The sequence below is a fragment of the Natronorubrum halobium genome (assembly GCF_051351675.1).
Lineage (GTDB): Archaea > Halobacteriota > Halobacteria > Halobacteriales > Natrialbaceae > Natronorubrum.
Map to the genome: position 1 here is coordinate 3381351 of NZ_CP195595.1, position 20111 is coordinate 3401461.

A 20111-nucleotide genomic window follows, 5' to 3' on the forward strand; every position below is an offset into this window, starting at 1 on the left:
GTTACTCGGTCGAGCGCGGTGCGGTAGTCGGCGTGTACTGATCGAGAAAACGATTCGCGCGAACGAAACGTTGGACAGAACTATTTAGGGGGATGTGGTCGGGACTGATTATGCCCGAAACTGAGCAACAGGACAAGACGCTGGCTGAGACCGTCGTCAGAGAAGCAGTCGGAATGGGGATGGAATCACCGCTTCGAGACTCCATCCTCGAGGCCGTCGAAGAGGCGGACGGGTCGACATCGGGCGGCAAACGGAACCTACCGATAGCAGGCGCTCTCTTCGGTGCCGGTGCCGCGCTCGGCTTTCTCGCGGGCCGACAGTCGCCCGAACTCGAGGACACCTCGCTCGAGGACCTCCAGGAGCCGGAGATCATCGACGACGTCGTCGAGGAGACGACGGAGACCGCCCAGGAGACGATGAGCGAGGGCGAATCCGAGACGGAGATGGAAACCGAAGACGAGGGCGGTTCGAGTCGGCTGTCGCGAATGCTGCTCGCCGTCGGTCTTATCGCCGGCGTCGCGCTCCTTCGCCGTCGGCTGTCGTCCGGCGAGGAAGACGAGTGGGAGCCGATCGAGGAGTTCGAACCCGCGACGAGTGCCGACCCGGAGGAATCCGAGGACGAGGGCGGGCTGGAAGCCGAAGCCGACGCCGACGAGTCGGACGAATCGGAAGCGGAAGAAGAGGAGGAGTAAGCCGCTCATTCCAGCGCCGATAGCCGTCGAGCGGTCGACGCTCGATACACTGTTTTCACCGGAACGGATTGCTGACGCGACAGTTACGACGCGAATGAGCGGCTCGAGCCCGTTATTCGCGATCGAAACGCGCGAAGTCCCTGCCGAACGGCAACCGGCCGGTCCCTGACGAAGGAGCTAAGAGGGCGACGCCGACAGTGTGAACCCAATGGAGACGACCCACCGCGTCTTCGTCGGTGACTCTCGAGATCTCGCCGCGATCGACGACGCCTCCGTCGAACTCGTCGTCACGTCCCCGCCGTACCCAATGATCGAGATGTGGGACGAGCTCTTTACGGCGCTCGATCCGGCGATCGGCGACGCACTCGAGTCCGGCGACGGCCGCGCGGCGTTCGACGCGATGCACGCCCAGCTCGACCGCGTCTGGGCGGAGCTCGAGCGCGTACTCGTCGACGGCGGTATCGCGTGTATCAACGTCGGCGACGCGACGCGAACGGTCGACGGAAGCTTTCGCGTCTACCCGAATCACGCGCGCGTGCTCGAGGCGTTCGAGTCCCGCGGCTTCGATCCCCTGCCGGACGTGCTCTGGCGAAAGCCGGCCAACAGCGCGGCCAAATTCATGGGCAGCGGGATGATCCCGCCGAACGCCTACGTGACCCTCGAACACGAGTACGTCCTGCTCTTTCGGAAGGGCGGCGAGAGCCGCGGGTTCGAGCCGGGTGCCGACCGGCGCTACGAGGCCGCGTACTTCTGGGAGGAGCGCAACCGCTGGTTTTCGGACGTCTGGACGGAGGTCCAGGGCGAACTGCAGGCCCTCGGCGGCGGGAACGGCGGGGAGGACCTCCGCGACCGCTCGGCCGCCTACCCGCTCGAGATCCCCTATCGGCTGATCTGTATGTACTCGGCCTACGGCGACACCGTCCTCGACCCCTTCTGGGGGACCGGGACCACGACGCTCGCGGCCATGTGCGCCGGCCGTCACTCACTCGGCTCGGAACTCGAGGAGCCCTTCGTCGAACTGTTCGACGACCGCGTTCCCGACATCCCGGCGCTGTCGCGCTCGGTCGGCCGGACGCGCCTCGAGCGTCACCGCGAGTTCGTCAGCAGCCGGCGCGAGGCGGGGAAGGGGTTCGAGTACGAAGCCGACTACTACGACACGCCGGTCGTGACCAAGATGGAGCGCGGGATTCGACTGCGAGAAGTCGAGGCGATCGAGGCGCTCGAAGCCGCCGACGGCGACGAGTACGGCTATCGAGCCGATCACGTCCCGCTGAGCCGCGAGTGACGTCGCTCGCCGGGTTCGAGTGGCTACGTTTTTTGAAGCGTACCACGAACGGGCAGCTATGGCGCTCGACGAATACGCGACGGCAGTGACGGACCTCGAGCCGGCCGACGGCGAGATCGAAACGGCGGAACTGGTCGTCACCGACGACGTGCTGGTCAAGGCGTTCGCGCTCGGTCCCGACGCCGAGCTCGAAGCCCACGAGCACGCCGACAGTACGAACGTCTTTCACGTGCTCGAGGGGACGGTGACGGTCGTGCAGGGCGACGAGAGCGAGCGTATCGACGCTCCCGGCGTCGTCCACCACGAGCGCGGCGCGGTCCACGGCGCGCGAAACGAGACCGACGAGACGGTCGTGTTCACGGCGAGCCTCTGTCCGCTACCGTCGTGATCGCGAGCGGCGTGCCGCTACCGTCGTAACTTAGTCGCGGAGTGCGTAGGTCGAGTGTGAACGACGATATCGATCTCGACCGATTCGACTCGAGACGGTCGACGGTCTACGGAAACCGAGGGATGGTCGCGACGAGTCAGCCACTCGCCGCAGAGGCGGGCCTCTCGATCCTTCGCGACGGCGGCAACGCCTTCGACGCCGCCGTCGCGACGGCGGCCGCGCTCAACGTCGTGGAACCGACGTCGACCGGACTGGGCGGCGACGTGTTTGCGCTCTACCGGACCGCCGACGGCGAGGTCGGGGCGATGCGTTCGTGCGGTCCCGCGCCGGCCGACGCGACGATCGAGAACGTGACGCGCGCGCTCGAGGATACCGACGACGAGACGTTCGAGAGCTACTACCCCGAGTCGCGAGGCTACGCCGTCGATAGCGGGGCGGACGCCGACGACCTGGGGATGCCGTTCCTCGGCCCGCACGCCGTGACGGTTCCCGGCACGGCTCGCGGCTGGGAGGCGACGGTGCAGGAACTGGGCCGACGGTCGCTCTCCGAGGTCCTCGAGCCGGCGATCCACTACGCGACGGAGGGGTATCCCGTCTCGCCGATCATCGCCCACCACTGGGCGGGAGCGGAGCGACTGTTCACCGACGACCACGCGCGCGAGGCGTACCTCTTCGACGGCGAAAGCCCGGCCCCCGGCCAGACGGTCACGCTCCCGCGGCTGGGTGAGTCCCTGCAGCGGATCGCCGAGAACGGCGCGGACGAGGTGTACGAAGGCGATATCGCGGACGCGATCGTCGACGAGATTCAGTCCGCCGGCGGCTTTATGACTCACGAAGATCTCGCCGACTTTGAACCCGAGTTCGTCGACCCCGTCAGTACGATCTACAACGGCGCCGAGGTCTACGAACTGCCGCCGAACAACCAGGGGCTCGTCGCGCTCGAGGCGCTGAACATCGCCGAGGAGATCGGTGCCGGCGAGCACGCGTACGACTCCCCGGAACGGATCCACGCGTTCGCCGAGGCGACGAAACTCGCGTTCGTCGACGGCCACCGCTACATCACCGACCCCGAGTACGAGACGATCCCACCCCTCGAATCGAAATCGTACGCGCGCGAGCGTGCGACGGCGATCGGTGACAGTCCCATTCAGAATCCCGCGGTCGGCGTGCCGAACGCCAACGCCGAGGACGCCGACACCGTCTTGCTGACCGTCGGCGACGAGGAAGGGAACCTCGTCTCCTACATCAACTCCCGCTTCGCCGGCTTCGGCAGCGGCCTCGTCGCGGGCGAAACCGGCATCGCCCTGCAGAACCGCGGCGCGTCGTTCTCGCTCGAGGCGGCCCATCCGAACAGTCTCGAACCCGAGAAGCGGCCGTTCCACACGCTCGTTCCCACCGTCGCGAAACTCGACGAGGACGACTGGATGGCATTCGGCGTCATGGGCGGCTACATGCAGCCCCAGGGTCACGTCCAGGTGCTCTCGAATCTCGTCGACTACGGGATGACGCCGCAGGCGGCGCTCGACGCGCCGCGCTGGCGCTACCGAGAGAGCGGGTCACTCGGCATCGAGGAGCGCCTCCCGAACGCGGCCAAACTCGCACGGATGGGCCACGACGTCGGCGTCCTGCCGCCGGTCGTGTTCGGCGGCGCACAACTCGTTCGCCGCCGGGGCGAGACGCTCTCCGGTGCGACCGAGCCCCGAAAGGACGGTGTCGCGATCGGCTTCTGAGTTCGCACGGCGGATCCGGAACTCGAGCCTGGACCCGCGAGTAACACGAGATTTTTACCCACGCCGGTTCCATCGGAGGTATGAATCGCGGTCTCGAGGTCCCCGAGACGGCCCAGGTTCGAGTGCTCGCAGTCGGTTCCTCGTCCTGGCTGCAGACGGCGACGAGCGAACTCGAGGACGGTGATTTCACCGTCGACGGGCCGTTCGACAGCGGGTCCGAACTCGACGCGGAACGACTGGACGCGACGGATTGCGTCCTCACGGACGAACGCGAGGTTCTCACGTCGCTCGAGACGTCTCCGGTCGTCTACGCCATCGATTCGGCGGCCTCCAAGTCGATCGATCAGTTTCGGGCCGACGGTGCGACCGACGTGATCGTCAAATCGACGACGGGTGAGTCCGAGACGGAGCTTCTCAGCCACCGACTACGGCAGGCGGCGCAGTTCGCTGCCGCCCGCCGAACGGCCGCGCGACGGGAAACGTGGTATCAGGCGTTGCTCGAGCAGTCGTCGGATCTGGTCGTCGTCACGGACGCCGACGGGACGGTCACCTACGTCGGACCGTCGGTCGAAGGAGTCGGCGGCTACGATCCGGAGACGTTGCTCGGCGGTCACGTCACGGAGGTTGTACATCCCGAGGACACCTCGACGGTCCGTGCCGCGTTCGAGGAACTCCGCGAACGAGGCCCTGAAGCGACGACTTCCATCACGTACCGGTGTCAGCACGCCAACGGCTCCTGGTACGTTCACGAAGCCGACCTCACGAACCGGCTCGAGGACGACGTGGGCGGTATCGTCGCGTCGATCCGCGATATCACGGAGCACCACCAGGTCGAACAGGAACTGGACGACGCGCTCGAGCGCGTGACCGACGCGTTCTTCGCGCTCGATTCCGAGTGGCGGTTTACGTACGTCAACGATCGGGCCGCGGCCCTTCTCGATACCGAGCCAGCGGCGATCCTCGGGCGAAAGATACACGATCAGTTCTCGGAACTTCGGGGAACGGAGTTTCAACGGGCGGCGATCGATGCGATGGAGACGCAGGAATCGGTCACCCTCGAACGATACTACGAACCCACGGACGGCTGGTATAACGCACGAATCTATCCCTCCTCGTCCGGCATCTCAGTGTACTTCACGGACGTCAGCGATCGGATCGAACGCGAACGGGAACTTCGGGAGCGAACGGAGCGGCTGGAGACGCTCGTCCAGAACGTCCCCGTCGTGCTCTTCGTGCTCGACGCCGACGGAACGATTACGCTCGCGGAGGGACGCGGTCTCGAACGGATCGACCGTCCCTCCGACGACATCGTCGGCGAATCGGTGTTCGACGTCTTCGAGGAGTACCCCGACGTTCGCGCCGATAGCAGGGCTGCACTGGAGGGGGAGACGGTCCACTCGTCGGTTCGACTCGAGGGGAGGGTGTTCGAATCGTGGTACCGACCGATCGTCGACGACGGGTCCACCGACCGCGTCATCGGCATCGCCGTCGACGTCACCGAGCGCGCCCAGTATCAGGACGCACTGAACGCCCTGCACGAGGCGACGAGCCATCTGCTGACCGTCGAATCGAAACAGGCCGCCTGTGAGTACATGGTCGACGTCGCGGCGGACGTCCTCGACATCGAGAGCGTCGTCTACCGATTCGACGACCAGCACAACGAACTCCTGCCAGCCGCCTACTCCCAGCAGTTCGAGTCGACCTTCGGTCGGCCACCTCGCGTCCGCCCCGACCAGAGCTCCGTCTGGCAGACGTTCGTTAGCGGGACCCCCTCACGCCTCCACGACACGCGGGAAGCGGATCGATGCTGTGAGGCGGCCGTCACCGCTCGCAGTGGCCTCTACGTTCCGATCGGCGAACACGGGACGCTCGTCGCTCTCGATCCCGAACCGGCGCGGTACGACGACGACACGTTCGAACTCGCCCAACTGTTCGCGACGACGGCCGAGGCCGCCCTCGACCGAATCACCCGGACGCGCCGACTCCACGGTCGCGAACGGGAACTCCAGCAACAGAACATCCACCTCGAGCGGTTGAACGCCGCCAGTCAGGTCCGCCAGGACATCGAGCAGTTACTCCTGATGGCCGACTCCCAGAGCGAGATCGAACGCGGCATCTGTGATCGCCTCGCGGACCTCGAGGCCTGCTCGTTCGCCTGGATCGGCGAACCCGACCCGAGCGGCAATCAACTCGGCACACAGGCACAGGCCGGACGCGAGCGCGAGTATCTCGACGCCGTCTCGGTGACGACCGTCGACGACTCCGCAGCCGAGCCGACGGGCCGGTCGGCACGGACGCAAACCCCGACGTACGTCGAAAACGTCGCCGATTCGATTCGCGACGGGACGTGGCGCGTCGAAGCCCTCTCGCGAAGCTATCAGTCGGTCTACGCCGTGCCGCTCGTCTACGACGGGTTCCTCTACGGCGTCCTGTCGATCTACGGCGACGACCGCGACGCGTTCGACGACCCGCTTCGTGAGACCCTCGCGGAACTCGGCGAAACGATCGCGTACGCGATCGACGCGGTCAAACGGAAGGCTGCACTGCGCGACGACGACGTCTCGACCGCCGAGGTCGAACTCGAACTCACCGGCGAGTCGTTGCTGTGCCGACTCGCCGACCGATTGGGCACGCGCGTCGCGTTCGAGGGAGCGACGATACGCGAGGACGGACCACCGATCGTCTTCGCCGTGACCGATACCGCCGTCTCCCCCGATCAGACGGCCGATCTCGCGGAACTCGACGGGATACACAACGTCACGGTCATCGCCGAGACCGAGGACGAAACGCTGTTACAGCTCCAGTGTACGGAGCCGTTTTTCGGTACGGTCGTCGACGCCCACGGCGGAACGCTCCGGTCGTTCGTCACCGACGAGTCGACGACCCGCGCCATCGTCGACGTGCCGGAATCGATCGAAATCAGGGAGCTTCTGTCGGGACTCAACCGCCGCGGGTTCTCGGCCTCGATGGTCGCGCGCCGCGAACAGGCGACTGCGGATCGGTCGACGATCGACGCCGCCGCGCGCAACTCGCTCCTCGAGCAACTCACCGATCGGCAACAGGAGGTCGTCCAGACGGCGTATCACGGCGGCTTCTTCGAGTGGCCGCGCCAGACGAACGGCGAAGAGCTCGCGGACTCGCTCGACATCTCCTCGCCGGCCTTCCACAAGCACGTGAGAGCCGTCGAACAGAAGCTCTTCACCACGCTTTTCGACGAGACACTACTCCGGGGTTAACTGATTAACCCTTCTTTCGAAGGGGAGGCTATACAGTTAACGATCAGGCTCTTCAGTGCTACTCGTGAACTGGGATTTGTCTTCCCACAGACCGCACTGGGGGTGCGCAGAATTACATGACCGAGATGACTTCACGATCACCGTCCGTTCCAACGGAGGAACAGTACGCTGTGCAGTACGATAGACTCGACAACGAACCACTGAGCGTCGCCGTCGTCGATGCGGTTGCGACGTTCAGTAACGAAGACGTAACCGAGCTCGAGCCGCTTCACTACACGATCAACGCCGACGCGCTCGAACGGTTGTTCGAACCGCGAGCGGACAGACTCCGATCCGGTGGCTCAGTGACGTTCGAATACAACGACTGTCTCATAACCGTCGGCGCCGACGGAGAAATTCAGGTGAAATCGGCGTAGCTCGATCGACGCGCCGACCGTTCGATACGGGGGGCCGAAAATTGACCTCTCTCTGATTTCGGCTTTCCTTTCGTCTGTTTTTTCTACGCAATCGTCAGGACCGTCGGTACTGAGCAGTCCGAGCGCACAGTCGGCACGCCCGCTCTCAGGAGCACTCGTCCGCCAATCGATCGGCAGTTCGATTCACGCGTGGCTCACGACGTCGAAGCGAGACGGCTCCCGCCGATATCAGTCGCCGTGAGATTCCTCCGTCGAATCGCTGGTCGAACCGGAACGGTGGTCCGTCGCAGTCAGCTCGACAGCGCCCGTGCTATCGACCCGGATGAGATACCCCCGATAGGGAAACTCGACCGTCACCACGTCGTCGGTCGAGCGGAATCCGCTCGATTCGACCAATCGATCGAGCGCGTCGGGATCGACGACGTCGTGAAGCGGCGGCTCGAGGTCCGTCGGTGAAACGCCCTCGGACGATGCGACCTGCGTGAGTACTTTGTGACTCGGTGAGACCCCCGTCCCCATAGCATGCCATGCTATCGTGTGTCGCATAAAACTAGCGAAGCGCTCGCGAAAGAATTAGTTGCCGCGCGGGCGCCTCAATCGCAAGGCAGCGAGTCGCTCAAGCACCCGATACCCGGTGCGATCGACGGGACAGCGGGCGGTTTCGGGCTACAGTGCGATGACGGCTCGTCCAGGCGACGGCGTCGAGGCGGCCAGTACATTTAATCGGCGATGGTCGAATATCCATCCGGCGAGGGGAGGAATACTGTCGTTGCCGATGGTATCCGGTCGCTCGAGACGGCCGGACCTCGCCAGTGATCGAGATCGGTTTCCCGTCGACTGTTTCAGTCGACAGCCGATCACCGATCGACCTGTCCACTGACACACCACAGCGGATGGAGTACGTTGGCGCCGGCCGCTGGTCGGCGTTTTTCGAGTGAGTATCGATCCGTCGAGAAGTAGCGAGACTCGAGCAGCGTCGCCGGTAGGGTCCCTTCGGAACGCTAATACAACGTTACTGGAATGTCTGGCGCATGAGCGCACGACGATACTCTCACTTCAGACGGAAGACCTTCGAACTGTTCGAACCGGAGTTAGGCGACCGGATCGGGCACTACGTCGACTGGTTCATCATGTCCTTGATCGCCGTCAACGTCGCAGCGGTCATCCTCGAAACGGTCGACGCACTGGGGACCACGTACGCGACGGCGTTCTACTACTTCGAACTCTTTTCGGTCCTCGTATTCACGATCGAATACGTCTGTCGCGTGTGGTCGTCGGTCGACAACCCGCAGTTCGACGGCCCGATCACGGGTCGCCTCGAGTTCGCGTCGCGACCGCTACTGATCGTGGACCTCCTGGCGATTCTCCCGTTTTACCTGACGGTCGGCGGCGTACAGGCGGACTTGCGGTTCCTCCGTGCGCTGCGTTTGATCCGGCTCTTTCGGTTGCTCAAACTCGCACGCTACTCGACGGCGATGCAGTCGTTCGTCCTGGTGATCGAGGAGAAAAAGGAGAAGTTGGTGCTGGCCTTTTCGGCCAACCTGCTGTTGCTCGTGATCGCATCGAGCGCGATGTACTACATCGAGAACCCGTACCAGCCGGAGGCCTTCTCGTCGATCCCACGGTCGTTCTGGTGGGGCGTCGCAACGCTGACGACGGTCGGCTACGGTGACGTCCATCCGATCACTCCGCTGGGCCAGTTCGTCGGCTCGATCGTCGCGATGCTCGGTATCGGACTGTTCGCACTGCCGGCATCGATCCTCGCCTCCGGGTTCATCGAGCACGCGGAGGACGATACTGCGAAGCAGTACTGTCCTCACTGCGGGGAGAAACTCGAGTAGTCACTACGGGTATCTCGGTCGTTCGCTCGAGTTTATGAGGAACTAGGAGGAGGGCTCCGAACCTACGAGAGAGCAAAGCTCTCTCGAGCCTTCGTTTGCTCGCTGTGCTCACGGCTCCGCCGTTCGCATTTCCGAGGCGCTCCCTCTGGTCGCGCCTCGCCTCACTCACTCGCGAAGACCACCGGGTTCTCCGCCTCCCCGGGCATTTTCAGACTCGTCACTCACTGCGTTCGTGACTCGTCGTCGAAAAATGCCCGGGAAGAGGTTCGAACCTAAGGTTCCGGTACCCATATATAATACCCGCCCGTTGCTCGAAGTATGCCGGATCGCGACTACCGGACGGTGATCGAAACCCATCGCGAGCGTGCACGCTCTTCCGATGACATCAGCGATGAAGACGGCGAACTCCTTCTCGAGTTCAGCGACACGATGGATCTTCTCCGCTCCGAGTACGGCGATGCCCGACACAAGAAGTTGCTCGGCAATTGCGTCCGCCTCGCCGAAGAAGTCGGCGGCCTCGCTGACGCACTCGAGGACCGTGATGCCGCCGAAGAAATTGTCCGTTACATCAACCGAACGTACGAGAACGAAGAATCGAACCGGGACTATCGAATCGCCTTCCGTATGTTCGGTGAGCGCGTCACCGATGGCAACGGGAAGCCCGATAGCATCGATTGGGTCCCGAGTACCTACTCGAGTGATTACAATCCCGTCCCCGATCCGAACAAGATGCTTCGATGGGAAGAGGAAGTCCTGTCCATGATCGACGAGACACGTAACTCGCGTGATGCTGCGATCATTGCCGTCGCCTGGAACCTCGGGGCGCGCCCATTCGAATTTCAAGACATCACCATCGGAGACATCACCGACAGTAGATACGGTATGCAGGTCACCGTCGACGGTAAACGGGGCCAACGATCCCCGACGCTCATCCTCTCGGTCCCCTACCTCCAACGATGGCTCGACGATCATCCGGATCGCGATGACGGCGAGGCTCCCCTGTGGTGCAAGCTCAGCAAACCAGAGCCGATCAGCGACCGAATGTTCCGAAAGATCCTGGAAACGGCCGGCGATCGCGCCGGTATCACCCGTCCGGTCACGCTCTCGAACTTCCGCAAGAGTTGTGCGAGCTATCTCGCCAATGAGAACGTGAATCAGGCTAATCTCGAGTCTCATATGGGATGGAAACGCGGCAGCGACGTCGCCGGCCGATACATCGCCGTCTTCAGTGGCGAGAGTGAACGGGAGATCGCGAAGGCCTACGGTGCCGACGTCGAAGAGGACGAACCCGAACCGCTCGTTGGGGTGGAATGTCCTCGGTGTACTCGAGAGACACCGCGGCACAAAGATCGATGTATGTGGTGCGGTCAGTTGATGGACCCCGCTGCGCAGGACACCATCCGCGAGAACGAAAGCGAGGTCCGAAGTGCTGCCCTCCAACTTGTCCAGCAGGATCCCGAGACCGTCGACCGAATCGAACGATCGGAACGACTGATGGACCTTCTCGAGGATCGTCCGGAACTCGAGGAGGAGGTTTTTGAGCTTGCCGAAGAACTCACTGGCGACTAACTGCATCGTTCCACCTCCCGCTTCACTTCTTCAACATCTCGTTCAGTTCCGCCGTGTTGTAACAGAACGAGCGCGCAAGCTCGAGCGTACGGCGCCGGTCTCGAGGAGTGACTTCCCGACCTCGAGCCGACCGAACGGTGGGGCGGCGTGGACATCCAGGGAGAGAAGCGGCCAAAAGCGTCGACGGATGACCTGCAGCTCGCCTATGACTCACAAGAGGACGTCGATCTAGACGCCATCCTCGAGGGATGGCAGCCGGGGCGTACACCACAGGAGCGGCAGGCCCGCCATGAGAGTGGGCGTGCCGTCCTCGAGTGGATCCGAGAGCAGCCCGAAGCCGTCCGCGCCAGTCACGTCAAAGAAGCGCTGTACGACGACCACGCCCTCGAGGAACAGAGTGAGGCGACGTGGTGGGAGCAGACCGCGCGGCCAACTCTGAATCACGCCGCCGATCAGGGATATGTCGACAACTCCGGGCGGACCTACGAGTGGGCCGGCGACGAGTGACCCCACATGCCTAACAACTCAGATTGTAACGATATGTTTCATTAGAATTATATTGTGGGGTGTTGTCACACACCACATGGTTGGAAGAATTGTAGCCTTGATTGTCACAGCGTTATTCGCGGCATTTCTCGTATTTGGACCAGTAGTTGCCGAAACAACAGCAGCAGGCGTGTGCGGCCTGTTTGAATCGATCACATGCTGAATTTGAGAATCCAGTATCCTCGCAGAACGTCACTTCATAGCCTGCCTTGGGGAGGGGTGCGAAACATTAACAAGCACAGAGGTGGACTGACGGACTGACGGGACCATACTGGGTCATCCGTCATGTTCCACGAGGACGATCGCCGGGACGTATCGCGGCCCAACTGACACAGTCCGGCGGTCCTGTCCTCTCGTACCGCTCGGCGGCCTAAACGGCTGCTGTGACTACCGCGGGTAATTCCTGCTCGCACCAGAGGGGCGTCTGTCCCCTCCCCCACCCCGACTGCTTTCGGCGCTGATTGTAGTTTAAGTACGAACGGTACTCGTCAAGTATCGCGCCGGTCATCACGATTACCGATGGGTCGGCAAGTAGCGCAGCCGGCTATCGCCGACTATTAACGCCTTTCCAATAGGCTTGGATCACCCGACGTCGCCGGCTCGTGTGACGACCTTGATCACGGAACGTGGACACTCGTATAACACACTTTAAATCCGTCGTTGCAGTTGGATTTTGATTTAAGTAGTAGTTGGATGGATGTGGATTCTACCCCATCTGTTTTATAGGCCTCCAAAAGGTAGAGGATTGTGAGATGGAATGACTCATGATGACACTGAACACCATTTTGAGTATTTAGATGAATCAGCCTCGGTAGCAATTGTCCAAGCCGTCGCTACGCTGTCCGATAGTGATCCGATGGGCCTGCCTCCATTGGAGGAGACGATCCCGTGTGACGAACTCGAGACTCTTCTTGACTCTGGGAATGATGTTACAGTGACGTTTTCCTATGAAGAGATGTCAATCACTATCCACAGTGACGGTCAGTTCGTGATTCGCGATCGGAGATAGGTCAGTCAGGAAGGTCCTGCGACGCACAATGGTCGAGACACATCTCGACGAGATCGGGCGCCCCGCGGAACACGACCATCTTGGAGCGAGCGTCATATTCAACGATCTTCGCCTCTCGCAACTTCGGGAGATGGTTGTGATACAACCGAATCTTGTAGGTAGCGGTCGTCTCCTCTGAAATGTCGTCGACAGAACACTTGTGTTCCCACGCAGCAATCTGCTGGGCGATGGCGGTCAGCGAGGCTTGATTCTCGTCCTGTAGATAGTAAAGGATATACCGTCGCCGAATGTCGGAGAGGGCAGTCAAAATCTCGTCAAAACTGCGACCACCGTCAAATGCGATATTATTTAAAAATCTCTTCTCTTTGCATCGGCAGTGGCAGTCATCATTTGACATATGTTATCATAGAATCACGGACAATAAATATGTGAGGCATTGGCTAACAAATCTCCCTGTGCTTTTCTTCGGGTAAAGAGTGATTCGCGGCGCTCTCAAGGCACTTCTACCGGAAGGACGGCGTCGAACCCACCCCCTCATCACCAGTTCGGATAGTCACAGAATATAACTATCACCGAGTTACGGCCCGGCCGGTCGGAAGAGTCGCTCTCGAGTGGCCACAGCCGGCCTATCGAACGATCCGATACCCGACGCTATGCTAACATAGCGTGAGTCCGGCCCGGCTGGATCGGCCACTGACGCGCTCACGCGACCTCGTAGACCCACTCCACGGCCCACTTAGAATGTGCGAAATATTAACAACCATGGGCGTGGACTGCCGAATTGACGGAGCCCCGATGGCCATCCGTCACGCTCCAAAGGACGACCGCCGGACGGTATCGTGCCCAACTGACATAATCCGGCGGTCATGCCATCTCGTACCGTCGGCAGCCTGCGACGGCTGTTGTGAATACAGAGAACATCCCCACCATTGTTCGCCGTTGAGGGGTCTGTCATGTCCCCCTCACCCCACTCTGCTTTCGGCGCTATTTTGCCTGAGGACGGGCGAGTCCTATCAGATATTGCCAGCCATTAACATGGATCGGTGTGAAAGGTAACCTATGCCCCATTGTAGCGACTGTGACGCGTTCGTCACGCGTGACTTCATTCGGGTATTCGGTGTCAACGGCGAAGTCAACGGTTGCCCAAGTTGTATGACATACCGAAAACTGCACCAAGGGAGGGGGATACCGTCAGACTTCGCGTAACCTGTCCGATCAGGGCTATTACGTCTCTCCCAGAATACGGGGACACGCCAATCAGATCACACTGTCTTGAGTCAGTCGTCGGCCGTCGACGGCCGGGGCCACGGATCCGATCGCTCTCGGTCGCCTCGAGACTCCCCGATCGCCACGAGCGTCTGGTAGTGGCCGCCGGATCCATGATCGCCGCCGACGCCGTCGCCGTCACACCGCGGGCAGGGCGACAGCCCCCACCCGATCGCCGTCTCGAGGTCCCACTCTCGGAGGGTCGATCGGACCGCCGGACACCCACTCGAGACGTGAAAGACCCTGTTGCTGCTCTGACTGCCGGCGACCAACACCGTCTCGAGGTCGTCGACGTCGGTCATCGGTTCGGTGCCGCTCTCGCCGCATGTGGATTTACGTGTCATGAGTGGCTTCGTGGCCAACCGCTAGGTTTTAGTCTAGCGCCTTGCAAATGCAAGTGTGGCCTACGAGGGCGGCCACTGATTGCTGCCTCCTGGGACAGAGGCACCACCCACCATTCTGCTCTCAAATCTCCTGCGCGTAGATGGACGACTGCAGGTGACCGGTATCGACGGGGACGTCCCCTTTGTAACCGGCCTCGATGTCGAGAGCGATCAACTGGATTAGTTCGTCGCCGGAGTCGGCCTGCTCAGCAAGGCTATCGAGATTACCCATCGTCGCGTCGATGGCGTTTTGCAGCGCGGGCGTTCCTTGCATCCTCGAGGTCCCCATCTCGACGAACACCGCGTAAGAGGCGCTCGCACCCACAGCATAGCCCGTCGTAAACTCCCAGTCCTCGAACTCCTCCTCGAGCGCGGCGGCCAGTTTGTCGGCGCCCTCGACGTTTGCCCCCCAGCCGCCATTGCCACCGGAGAGTTTATCGAGAGCACCGAGGGCCTTTGTCAGGCCTTTCAGTGGACCCGGCATTAGGCCATACCTCCGGTTTCGTAGGGATAGTCGATCGTCGATACATCCACAGAGTGTGTTGCGATAGTCATGATGAGTTAGTATTCGCGGTACTCGTCTAGGTAGGCCGGTTTCTCGGTGTCCGATCGCGACGTCTGTGCGTTCGATCGGCTACCGGAGGGGGCCGTCTGTTCGGTGCCACGGTTCGCATAGCCGCCGGTCGGGATACTCGAGTCGCCGGTCTGGTCGCCGTCGCTCCGCTCTTGGTAGCTGTCGTGACCGGCGCTCGGAACGTCCAGATCCTTCTGACTTCGCTCGGTGAGGCGGGCGTTCTGCCGTTGCTTGCGCTGGTCGGCTTCGTTCGCTCGAGTGCGCTTGCGTTCGCTCCGCTGTCTCGCGTAGTAGCTCTCACCGTGTTCGGCCTTCTTCTGGCGATACTCGTCGTACGAGTGGCCGAAAGAGGTGGTCGCGTTCGCTTGATCGCCACCGGAACACTCACAGCCCGCTGCGTTCTGGCGACTCCCCTCGTCGCGGTCCTTGACGTCGGCTCTCGAGAGGTCGACGAATCCGCCGGCGTTGATCCGCATTCCGGGGACCTCGTCGTGCGTGAATCCTGCCTTTCGAGCGGTCGTACTGTGGAGTTCGACGCCCTGAGCGGCGACGAGTTTCTTCTTGTCCGTGAACGAGAGCGGCGAGAGGTCGGCAGTGACGCCGTTCGCTCGGAGTTGGTTGTCGAGAATGGCGTGAGCTTGGTCGTCGGGCTGTGCGGTCGTCTGTGGTGGGTTCGATTGCATGGTATCAGTCTCGCAGGGACGGTCGGAGGTACAGTTCGCTCTGCCAATGCCACATCCCTCAGATAATGAACAGCGGGCGTGGCCGTTGACGATCAGCCCCACGTGATCCAACGAGGGGGATTTCTGGACCGCGGCGTAGCGCTCACCCGACTGGGTTCGGCCTGACGTCGGGTCGATCTCGGGGTTATATCCCGGCGAGGTCTCGACTTCCCCGCCGTTCTCGAGCGTCTCGAGGGCATCAGCGTAGCCGGGGTAGAGATCCCGCTTCGACGTGTCGAGCCAGTACTCGCCGACAACGTGAGCGCCGTCAGTGTCGTCGACGACCGCGGCGTTCCGGAACTCGCCGACCACGTCAGGCGAGGCACCGGGAGACGAGACGCCGACGAACTGGCCGTTCGCGACGGGGTGATCGAGAACGATTGGGGCCTCGTCAGTCAGTCCCTCGAGTTCCTCTGGTGGGAGCAATTCGCTTCCGTGATCGTATTCGTAGACGTGGGGGGCGCGGGCGGGCACGCCGTTGACGACGAGGTACTCGATGCCGGCCTCGGTCTCATGCCGGACGTCGTCGCTGCGGAGGGACCCGGTGGCGTGGGTTCGGAGAGTGGAGGGCGCCATCGAATCACCACCAGACGTGATGCTCTGGCCCGTCGCCGGCGACGGGTTTCGATTGGACGGTGATGTTTCTCGAGACGTTAGCCCGGTCAGTGGCGGCCTCGAGGAGTTCGAACGCCGTCTCGAGGTCGACGCCTAACTCGTCGGCCACCTCTCCCGTCGTGATCGCCGGGTTCTCGTACTTGTGCCATTTCTGCTTGACTGCGCTTCGGGCATCGTCCGGAGTCGGTGCATCGTCGCTCGGGCGGTCGGGTTTTGCTGTCATAGTCTGAGTTGCGTATCGAAAATAGGCGGCTCGAGATCGACACCGGACGGAATACCCGCCCGGCGAAATGGGGTCCAGTGGACCCGCTGACCTTGCCTCCGTGCAATGTACCGCTTTGTGCTCGCGCCAGTGGCGGGCGGTCATCACACGCCGGGGTCAGTCTTCGGCCAGCGCGTCGATGATGTCCGCCGGGTCGTCGTTGCCGTCGACGCCGTCTTTCTCCGAGAGGGCGGCGACCACGCGCAGGTCATCGTCAGTGAGTTTCTCGAGGTGGGCTCGAGGGTACAACTCATCACCGGGATCGCAGAACGGACACGGGGCGTCGTCGCCACCGAGTGTGATCGGATCGAACTTATGCCCGAAGTTCTCGAGGGCGGTTTTGGTCGGGACGATTACGTCGCCCTTCTTGTGGCCAGCATGGTTCGAGCCGACCATGATGTACTTCTCGTCGGCGTAGTCGTCGTCTTCGAGCAGTTCGTCGAGGTCGTCGTCAGTGGTGTCGGATTCAGTCATCGTCCTCCTCGTAAATGTCCTTGATCGCCGAGGCCAGCGTCGTCCCCGACCGGTTGTACGTCCAGTCACACGCGATTTTGATGATCTCTCGCTGTGTCCCCCAGTCGTACTCGTCGAACTTCTCCAGGTCGTAGCCAAAGCCATCGAGCGAGGGGGAATCGCCGGCAATATCGTCTAGCCGACGCTCGAGTTCTCGGGGGGATTTACGAGTCATTCAACACTCCATTCGGCAGTGTCCGGGTCAATCTCGTGATCGACGTCGAACTCTAGTTCCTCGGTGTGCCACTCATCAGATTCGTCGCGCCACCTCCGGAACCCCGAGACCACATGTACGTCGCCGTTCTCGTCGACAACATGGTCTCGGACTACGACCTCGAGGTCGTCGGTGTCGTCGCCATCCTCGAGTTGGTCCAGGGACGCCTCGATCTCGCGCTTTGACTTACGAGTCATCGGCCCACCCCACAGCGAAGTCGAAACCAGTTGGGGCCTCGCCGGGCATCCGTTCGCGTCCCTCGTCTGACCTGTAAACGCCAGCAACGTCGTCCCACCTGTAGCGCTCAGTGCGCTCTGTCCGCGTCCCACCTGTCGCGTCGATTTCCACGACGACAAAATCGTCTCTGTGCCCCTCACCCTCGATTTGGGCGAGGGCGTGCTCGAGTTCTCGCTTCGATTTGCGAGTCATCGGCCATCACCCGCCCACCGATCACGGTACTCCTCGAGCGAGAGGTTCCCGCGAAGGAACTGACGCCAGTCCTCGACCTGATCGCCGGTCGGGGCGTCTAGATCGTCGAGGCTCGACTCTATCTCCCGGGCCGATCGGCGGCGAGTCATCGATCCACCCCACGGGCGTCCTCGAGCTGGTCGATCCGCTCGCTCAGTTCCTCGAGCGTTCGATCGTTGGTACACTGCCGGCGGACGTTGACCGCGTAGGCCAGCGCTCGAATCCATTTGATTCGGACCTTCTCGTTCTCGGCGTCGTAGACGCGACCGTTCTCGACTTTCCGTTTCGCTTCGTCGATCGCGACGTCGAGAACCTCGAGCATCGCGTCGTACTCGTCGACGTCGTTGGACGAGTCCCGCGCGCCCGCACTCGCGTCGGGGGTCATCGAGCGGGCACCCCGGGGGTAGCTGGCAATATTTGGGCGTCTCGGGTCGCCAGGAGGATAGTTTCCGTCATCACGTGATTGATTAGAATCGGTATAGGTGCGGTCTGTGAACGATCACTTCTTGGAGTCATCCTCATCGCCCCGGACACGAGCGGCGAACGCGGCGTCGGTAGCCGCCCCGCCACGGACGATGTGGGCCATATCCGAACAGGCCGGACAGGCGTAGACGACGTGGGCATCGTCCCCGAACACCGCCGTAAAACGTTCGCTGACGTGTGCCCCACAGTCCTCACAGGCCGGCATCGGCCTTCTCATCTCGATCGCGCTCTCGCTCGAGACGTTCGTGAGCGAAGCGTTCGACGTCGTCTGCGATCGACTCGGCGAGGATCACACGGGTTCGGTCGGCTGACATGGTCACTTGTCGGCCTCGAGAAGCCGCCTCACGACGGCGTCGTAGGTGTCCCCCGGACCACGTTTACGATTGTATAGTTCGTCGCGGACGTCGGGTTTGACCGGGACGTTCGTGTACTCTGTTCCGGACTTCTCGGAGTCGTGGCTTTGGCTCATAGTTTGGATTAGTCAAGGTCATCGGCCCACTCACGGCCGAGACGGATGGCGTTCTCGAGGATTTCGTCGTCGTTGCCACCGGCCTCCCCGGCCTCGCGGTATTTGTCGACGAGGATCTGTGCCGCACCCGACGAGTGAGCGAGGCCGGCCTCGGCGAGTCGATCGGAGAGGTTCACGACCGCCTCGAGCAACTCGTCGACGGTTCGGTCATCGGTCGGATCGACGTCGACGACACCGCACTCACAGACGACGTGAGGCCGAGCGGGATCGACGACGTCGCCCCGTTCGTCCGTTCGCGCCGGGACGGTCTCGTGCGATGCACTCGGATCGACGTCGCGATCAGGGAGGCCGGCGCTCGGATGGGACGGCGAGTAGTGACAGCGCCGGCCGAAACACCACCGGCAGATGCCGTCGGCGTCGGTGAGGGCTTCGAGGATGGTTTCAGCGTCGTCGGTCGTGTTAATGTCGAGATCGATGCTACTCGAGAAGGTGGTGACAGGTTCGGTCGACATGGAAAAGGGCAGACTCCCCCCGGATGTGATCCGGACGCGCCCTCGTTTTCGAGGACGGCCGCCGATCCCGACCACCGACAGTTGCCGGCGATATAGGGGGCGGGGTATCTACTCTGGTCTAGTTCAGACTGACATATAGAAGTTTCCACTTCATAACTCTCCCACTGGGGTAAGACCACTAAATCTTCTTTTTAACACTCATATTTTGATAGTTATCGGTGGATCCGCAGACCCATCTCCTTAGCCTTAGACGGACTGATGGGGCCACGAGATCGACCAGCCCCCCGATCGAGTGGTGACTACCCCTACGCCGTCTAAATATTAGTTGGGAAATAAATTAAATCTGTTAGGACCTATAGCGGAGTTCGTGAGTGACAACTCTCGGAAATCAGATACCTCTGCCATAACAGTAGCTCGTGATAGCGTTTCTTTACTCAGAACCAGGCGTTACTGGAACTCGCGGTTCGATAACTACGTATGCGAACTGATCACCGAAATTTCGATCAGGTAGAGATGACGTTCGTTGAGACGTGCTGAAGAGAAGGCGCAAGTAATCTTCAGTGCCAACTACTAACACGCTCCGTTGCGTATTCTGACATAGGAGGGTTTGACACGAATGAATGATACTGACGGTAACGAGAAAGAACCGACGACAGTCCACTTCATCGATGGAACAACGGAGGTGTATAACGTCGTTGTACGGCGATACGACTCGAATTGGCTCTACGCATTGCGCCCGGACACGGCAGCGAATCACTGCATACTAAATAGTGAGAACGTAATCCGCATTGAGTCCCAGACTGTTATCCAAGTTGACGAGGGCATCGGGTACTGTGATTTCGACTGGCGTGACAATGTCGAGACGTGGGTTGAGCAGGAAAACTGGATTGCCACGCCGAATGATGGCGATTGATCGTC

28 protein-coding genes are annotated in these 20111 nt (G+C 61.7%); 13 read left to right on the forward strand and 15 right to left on the reverse strand.

What is annotated here, in order from left to right; translation table 11 throughout:
• Positions 1-110: 110 nt before the first annotated feature.
• The 6 genes from ACSFC7_RS16755 (at position 111) to ACSFC7_RS16780 (ending at position 7747) form a co-directional block, all read left to right on the forward strand.
• On the forward strand, positions 111-692 hold the full coding sequence (locus ACSFC7_RS16755) for a hypothetical protein (protein ID WP_436343965.1): 582 nt from the start codon (positions 111-113) through the stop codon (positions 690-692).
• A gap of 208 nt (positions 693-900) precedes the next feature.
• The gene (locus ACSFC7_RS16760; RefSeq protein WP_436343966.1) at positions 901-1977 is read left to right on the forward strand and encodes a DNA-methyltransferase; all 1077 of its coding nucleotides are present in this window, start codon (positions 901-903) and stop codon (positions 1975-1977) included.
• 58 nt (positions 1978-2035) lie between these two features.
• Positions 2036-2365 (forward strand): cupin domain-containing protein, encoded by a 330-nt coding sequence (locus ACSFC7_RS16765; RefSeq protein WP_436343967.1) that lies wholly within the window; start codon positions 2036-2038, stop codon positions 2363-2365.
• A gap of 56 nt (positions 2366-2421) precedes the next feature.
• On the forward strand, positions 2422-4095 hold the full coding sequence (locus ACSFC7_RS16770) for a gamma-glutamyltransferase family protein (protein WP_436343968.1): 1674 nt from the start codon (positions 2422-2424) through the stop codon (positions 4093-4095).
• An 80-nt stretch (positions 4096-4175) separates the two neighbouring features.
• Positions 4176-7331 (forward strand): PAS domain S-box protein, encoded by a 3156-nt coding sequence (locus ACSFC7_RS16775; protein WP_436343969.1) that lies wholly within the window; start codon positions 4176-4178, stop codon positions 7329-7331.
• Between the two features lie 116 nt (positions 7332-7447).
• Complete coding sequence (locus tag ACSFC7_RS16780) at positions 7448-7747, forward strand: HalOD1 output domain-containing protein (RefSeq protein ID WP_436343970.1); 300 nt, start codon at positions 7448-7450, stop codon at positions 7745-7747.
• Positions 7748-7975: 228 nt separating this feature from the next.
• On the opposite strand, the gene ACSFC7_RS16785 is transcribed toward ACSFC7_RS16780, so the two are convergent.
• Positions 7976-8266, reverse strand: coding sequence for a HalOD1 output domain-containing protein (locus ACSFC7_RS16785; RefSeq protein WP_436343971.1), 291 nt, complete (start codon positions 8264-8266; stop codon positions 7976-7978).
• A gap of 512 nt (positions 8267-8778) precedes the next feature.
• Between ACSFC7_RS16785 and ACSFC7_RS16790 the strand changes: the two genes are divergently transcribed.
• The 4 genes from ACSFC7_RS16790 (at position 8779) to ACSFC7_RS16805 (ending at position 12712) form a co-directional block, all read left to right on the forward strand.
• A complete protein-coding gene (locus ACSFC7_RS16790; RefSeq protein ID WP_436343972.1) occupies positions 8779-9588 on the forward strand; it encodes an ion transporter in 810 nt (269 codons plus the stop codon).
• A 318-nt stretch (positions 9589-9906) separates the two neighbouring features.
• A complete protein-coding gene (locus ACSFC7_RS16795) occupies positions 9907-11157 on the forward strand; it encodes a tyrosine-type recombinase/integrase (RefSeq protein ID WP_436343973.1) in 1251 nt (416 codons plus the stop codon).
• A 147-nt stretch (positions 11158-11304) separates the two neighbouring features.
• On the forward strand, positions 11305-11664 hold the full coding sequence (locus ACSFC7_RS16800) for a hypothetical protein (RefSeq protein WP_436343974.1): 360 nt from the start codon (positions 11305-11307) through the stop codon (positions 11662-11664).
• 796 nt (positions 11665-12460) lie between these two features.
• Positions 12461-12712, forward strand: a complete 252-nt coding sequence (locus ACSFC7_RS16805) for a HalOD1 output domain-containing protein (protein ID WP_436343975.1) — start codon at positions 12461-12463, stop codon at positions 12710-12712.
• 1 nt (position 12713) lies between these two features.
• Here ACSFC7_RS16805 and ACSFC7_RS16810 read toward each other — a convergent pair whose 3' ends face one another.
• Entirely contained in the window at positions 12714-13109 is a 396-nt protein-coding gene (locus ACSFC7_RS16810) for a DUF7344 domain-containing protein (RefSeq protein ID WP_436343976.1), read from the reverse strand.
• A 662-nt stretch (positions 13110-13771) separates the two neighbouring features.
• Between ACSFC7_RS16810 and ACSFC7_RS16815 the strand changes: the two genes are divergently transcribed.
• On the forward strand, positions 13772-13918 hold the full coding sequence (locus ACSFC7_RS16815) for a DUF7563 family protein (RefSeq protein WP_436343977.1): 147 nt from the start codon (positions 13772-13774) through the stop codon (positions 13916-13918).
• A 71-nt stretch (positions 13919-13989) separates the two neighbouring features.
• Here ACSFC7_RS16815 and ACSFC7_RS16820 read toward each other — a convergent pair whose 3' ends face one another.
• From ACSFC7_RS16820 to ACSFC7_RS16845, 6 genes are all read right to left on the reverse strand, one after another.
• A complete protein-coding gene (locus tag ACSFC7_RS16820) occupies positions 13990-14322 on the reverse strand; it encodes a hypothetical protein (RefSeq protein ID WP_436343978.1) in 333 nt (110 codons plus the stop codon).
• Between the two features lie 121 nt (positions 14323-14443).
• A complete protein-coding gene (locus tag ACSFC7_RS16825) occupies positions 14444-14845 on the reverse strand; it encodes a hypothetical protein (protein ID WP_436343979.1) in 402 nt (133 codons plus the stop codon).
• A 77-nt stretch (positions 14846-14922) separates the two neighbouring features.
• Entirely contained in the window at positions 14923-16233 is a 1311-nt protein-coding gene (locus ACSFC7_RS16830) for a DUF2213 domain-containing protein (protein WP_436343980.1), read from the reverse strand.
• Between the two features lie 4 nt (positions 16234-16237).
• On the reverse strand, positions 16238-16495 hold the full coding sequence (locus ACSFC7_RS16835) for a hypothetical protein (RefSeq protein WP_436343981.1): 258 nt from the start codon (positions 16493-16495) through the stop codon (positions 16238-16240).
• A 156-nt stretch (positions 16496-16651) separates the two neighbouring features.
• A complete protein-coding gene (locus tag ACSFC7_RS16840; RefSeq protein WP_436343982.1) occupies positions 16652-17008 on the reverse strand; it encodes a hypothetical protein in 357 nt (118 codons plus the stop codon).
• A complete protein-coding gene (locus ACSFC7_RS16845) occupies positions 17001-17222 on the reverse strand; it encodes a hypothetical protein (protein ID WP_436343983.1) in 222 nt (73 codons plus the stop codon). The genes ACSFC7_RS16840 and ACSFC7_RS16845 overlap by 8 nt, the downstream gene beginning before the upstream one ends.
• Positions 17223-17287: 65 nt before the next feature.
• On the opposite strand from ACSFC7_RS16845, the gene ACSFC7_RS16850 reads away from it, so the two are divergent.
• A complete protein-coding gene (locus ACSFC7_RS16850; protein WP_436343984.1) occupies positions 17288-17446 on the forward strand; it encodes a hypothetical protein in 159 nt (52 codons plus the stop codon).
• Position 17447: 1 nt separating this feature from the next.
• On the opposite strand, the gene ACSFC7_RS16855 is transcribed toward ACSFC7_RS16850, so the two are convergent.
• The 7 genes from ACSFC7_RS16855 to ACSFC7_RS16885 all read right to left on the reverse strand — a co-directional run bounded on the left by ACSFC7_RS16855 (position 17448) and on the right by ACSFC7_RS16885 (position 19193).
• Entirely contained in the window at positions 17448-17690 is a 243-nt protein-coding gene (locus tag ACSFC7_RS16855) for a hypothetical protein (protein WP_436343985.1), read from the reverse strand.
• Positions 17687-17839: a hypothetical protein gene (locus tag ACSFC7_RS16860; protein ID WP_436343986.1), complete on the reverse strand. Its 153-nt coding sequence runs from the start codon at positions 17837-17839 to the stop codon at positions 17687-17689. Before ACSFC7_RS16860 ends, ACSFC7_RS16855 begins: the two co-directional genes overlap by 4 nt.
• Entirely contained in the window at positions 17836-18114 is a 279-nt protein-coding gene (locus ACSFC7_RS16865) for a hypothetical protein (protein ID WP_436343987.1), read from the reverse strand. The genes ACSFC7_RS16860 and ACSFC7_RS16865 overlap by 4 nt, the downstream gene beginning before the upstream one ends.
• Positions 18115-18228: 114 nt before the next feature.
• On the reverse strand, positions 18229-18417 hold the full coding sequence (locus ACSFC7_RS16870) for a DUF7563 family protein (protein ID WP_436343988.1): 189 nt from the start codon (positions 18415-18417) through the stop codon (positions 18229-18231).
• Positions 18404-18526: a hypothetical protein gene (locus tag ACSFC7_RS16875; protein ID WP_436343989.1), complete on the reverse strand. Its 123-nt coding sequence runs from the start codon at positions 18524-18526 to the stop codon at positions 18404-18406. Before ACSFC7_RS16875 ends, ACSFC7_RS16870 begins: the two co-directional genes overlap by 14 nt.
• A 2-nt stretch (positions 18527-18528) precedes the next feature.
• Entirely contained in the window at positions 18529-18681 is a 153-nt protein-coding gene (locus tag ACSFC7_RS16880; protein WP_436343990.1) for a hypothetical protein, read from the reverse strand.
• A gap of 8 nt (positions 18682-18689) precedes the next feature.
• The gene (locus tag ACSFC7_RS16885) at positions 18690-19193 is read right to left on the reverse strand and encodes a hypothetical protein (protein ID WP_436343991.1); all 504 of its coding nucleotides are present in this window, start codon (positions 19191-19193) and stop codon (positions 18690-18692) included.
• Positions 19194-19809: 616 nt separating this feature from the next.
• Between ACSFC7_RS16885 and ACSFC7_RS16890 the strand changes: the two genes are divergently transcribed.
• Positions 19810-20106 carry a hypothetical protein gene (locus ACSFC7_RS16890; RefSeq protein WP_436343992.1) on the forward strand — a complete coding sequence of 99 codons (297 nt, stop codon included), beginning with the start codon at positions 19810-19812 and terminating at the stop codon, positions 20104-20106.
• Positions 20107-20111: the final 5 nt, after the last annotated feature.

Excerpts from the sequence above, each read along its gene's own strand:
- ACSFC7_RS16755 (WP_436343965.1), top strand. The coding sequence starts at position 111 with ATGCCCGAAACTGAGCAACAGGACAAGACGCTGGCTGAGACCGTCGTC.
- ACSFC7_RS16760 (WP_436343966.1), top strand. The coding sequence starts at position 901 with ATGGAGACGACCCACCGCGTCTTCGTCGGTGACTCTCGAGATCTCGCC.
- ACSFC7_RS16765 (WP_436343967.1), top strand. The coding sequence starts at position 2,036 with ATGGCGCTCGACGAATACGCGACGGCAGTGACGGACCTCGAGCCGGCC.
- ACSFC7_RS16775 (WP_436343969.1), top strand. The coding sequence starts at position 4,176 with ATGAATCGCGGTCTCGAGGTCCCCGAGACGGCCCAGGTTCGAGTGCTC.
- ACSFC7_RS16780 (WP_436343970.1), top strand. The coding sequence starts at position 7,448 with ATGACCGAGATGACTTCACGATCACCGTCCGTTCCAACGGAGGAACAG.
- ACSFC7_RS16785 (WP_436343971.1), bottom strand. The coding sequence starts at position 8,266 with ATGGGGACGGGGGTCTCACCGAGTCACAAAGTACTCACGCAGGTCGCA.
- ACSFC7_RS16790 (WP_436343972.1), top strand. The coding sequence starts at position 8,779 with ATGAGCGCACGACGATACTCTCACTTCAGACGGAAGACCTTCGAACTG.
- ACSFC7_RS16795 (WP_436343973.1), top strand. The coding sequence starts at position 9,907 with ATGCCGGATCGCGACTACCGGACGGTGATCGAAACCCATCGCGAGCGT.
- ACSFC7_RS16805 (WP_436343975.1), top strand. The coding sequence starts at position 12,461 with ATGACTCATGATGACACTGAACACCATTTTGAGTATTTAGATGAATCA.
- ACSFC7_RS16810 (WP_436343976.1), bottom strand. The coding sequence starts at position 13,109 with ATGTCAAATGATGACTGCCACTGCCGATGCAAAGAGAAGAGATTTTTA.
- ACSFC7_RS16815 (WP_436343977.1), top strand. The coding sequence starts at position 13,772 with ATGCCCCATTGTAGCGACTGTGACGCGTTCGTCACGCGTGACTTCATT.
- ACSFC7_RS16820 (WP_436343978.1), bottom strand. The coding sequence starts at position 14,322 with ATGACACGTAAATCCACATGCGGCGAGAGCGGCACCGAACCGATGACC.
- ACSFC7_RS16825 (WP_436343979.1), bottom strand. The coding sequence starts at position 14,845 with ATGCCGGGTCCACTGAAAGGCCTGACAAAGGCCCTCGGTGCTCTCGAT.
- ACSFC7_RS16830 (WP_436343980.1), bottom strand. The coding sequence starts at position 16,233 with ATGGCGCCCTCCACTCTCCGAACCCACGCCACCGGGTCCCTCCGCAGC.
- ACSFC7_RS16835 (WP_436343981.1), bottom strand. The coding sequence starts at position 16,495 with ATGACAGCAAAACCCGACCGCCCGAGCGACGATGCACCGACTCCGGAC.
- ACSFC7_RS16840 (WP_436343982.1), bottom strand. The coding sequence starts at position 17,008 with ATGACTGAATCCGACACCACTGACGACGACCTCGACGAACTGCTCGAA.
- ACSFC7_RS16845 (WP_436343983.1), bottom strand. The coding sequence starts at position 17,222 with ATGACTCGTAAATCCCCCCGAGAACTCGAGCGTCGGCTAGACGATATT.
- ACSFC7_RS16855 (WP_436343985.1), bottom strand. The coding sequence starts at position 17,690 with ATGACTCGCAAATCGAAGCGAGAACTCGAGCACGCCCTCGCCCAAATC.
- ACSFC7_RS16860 (WP_436343986.1), bottom strand. The coding sequence starts at position 17,839 with ATGACTCGCCGCCGATCGGCCCGGGAGATAGAGTCGAGCCTCGACGAT.
- ACSFC7_RS16865 (WP_436343987.1), bottom strand. The coding sequence starts at position 18,114 with ATGACCCCCGACGCGAGTGCGGGCGCGCGGGACTCGTCCAACGACGTC.
- ACSFC7_RS16870 (WP_436343988.1), bottom strand. The coding sequence starts at position 18,417 with ATGCCGGCCTGTGAGGACTGTGGGGCACACGTCAGCGAACGTTTTACG.
- ACSFC7_RS16875 (WP_436343989.1), bottom strand. The coding sequence starts at position 18,526 with ATGTCAGCCGACCGAACCCGTGTGATCCTCGCCGAGTCGATCGCAGAC.
- ACSFC7_RS16880 (WP_436343990.1), bottom strand. The coding sequence starts at position 18,681 with ATGAGCCAAAGCCACGACTCCGAGAAGTCCGGAACAGAGTACACGAAC.
- ACSFC7_RS16885 (WP_436343991.1), bottom strand. The coding sequence starts at position 19,193 with ATGTCGACCGAACCTGTCACCACCTTCTCGAGTAGCATCGATCTCGAC.
- ACSFC7_RS16890 (WP_436343992.1), top strand. The coding sequence starts at position 19,810 with ATGAATGATACTGACGGTAACGAGAAAGAACCGACGACAGTCCACTTC.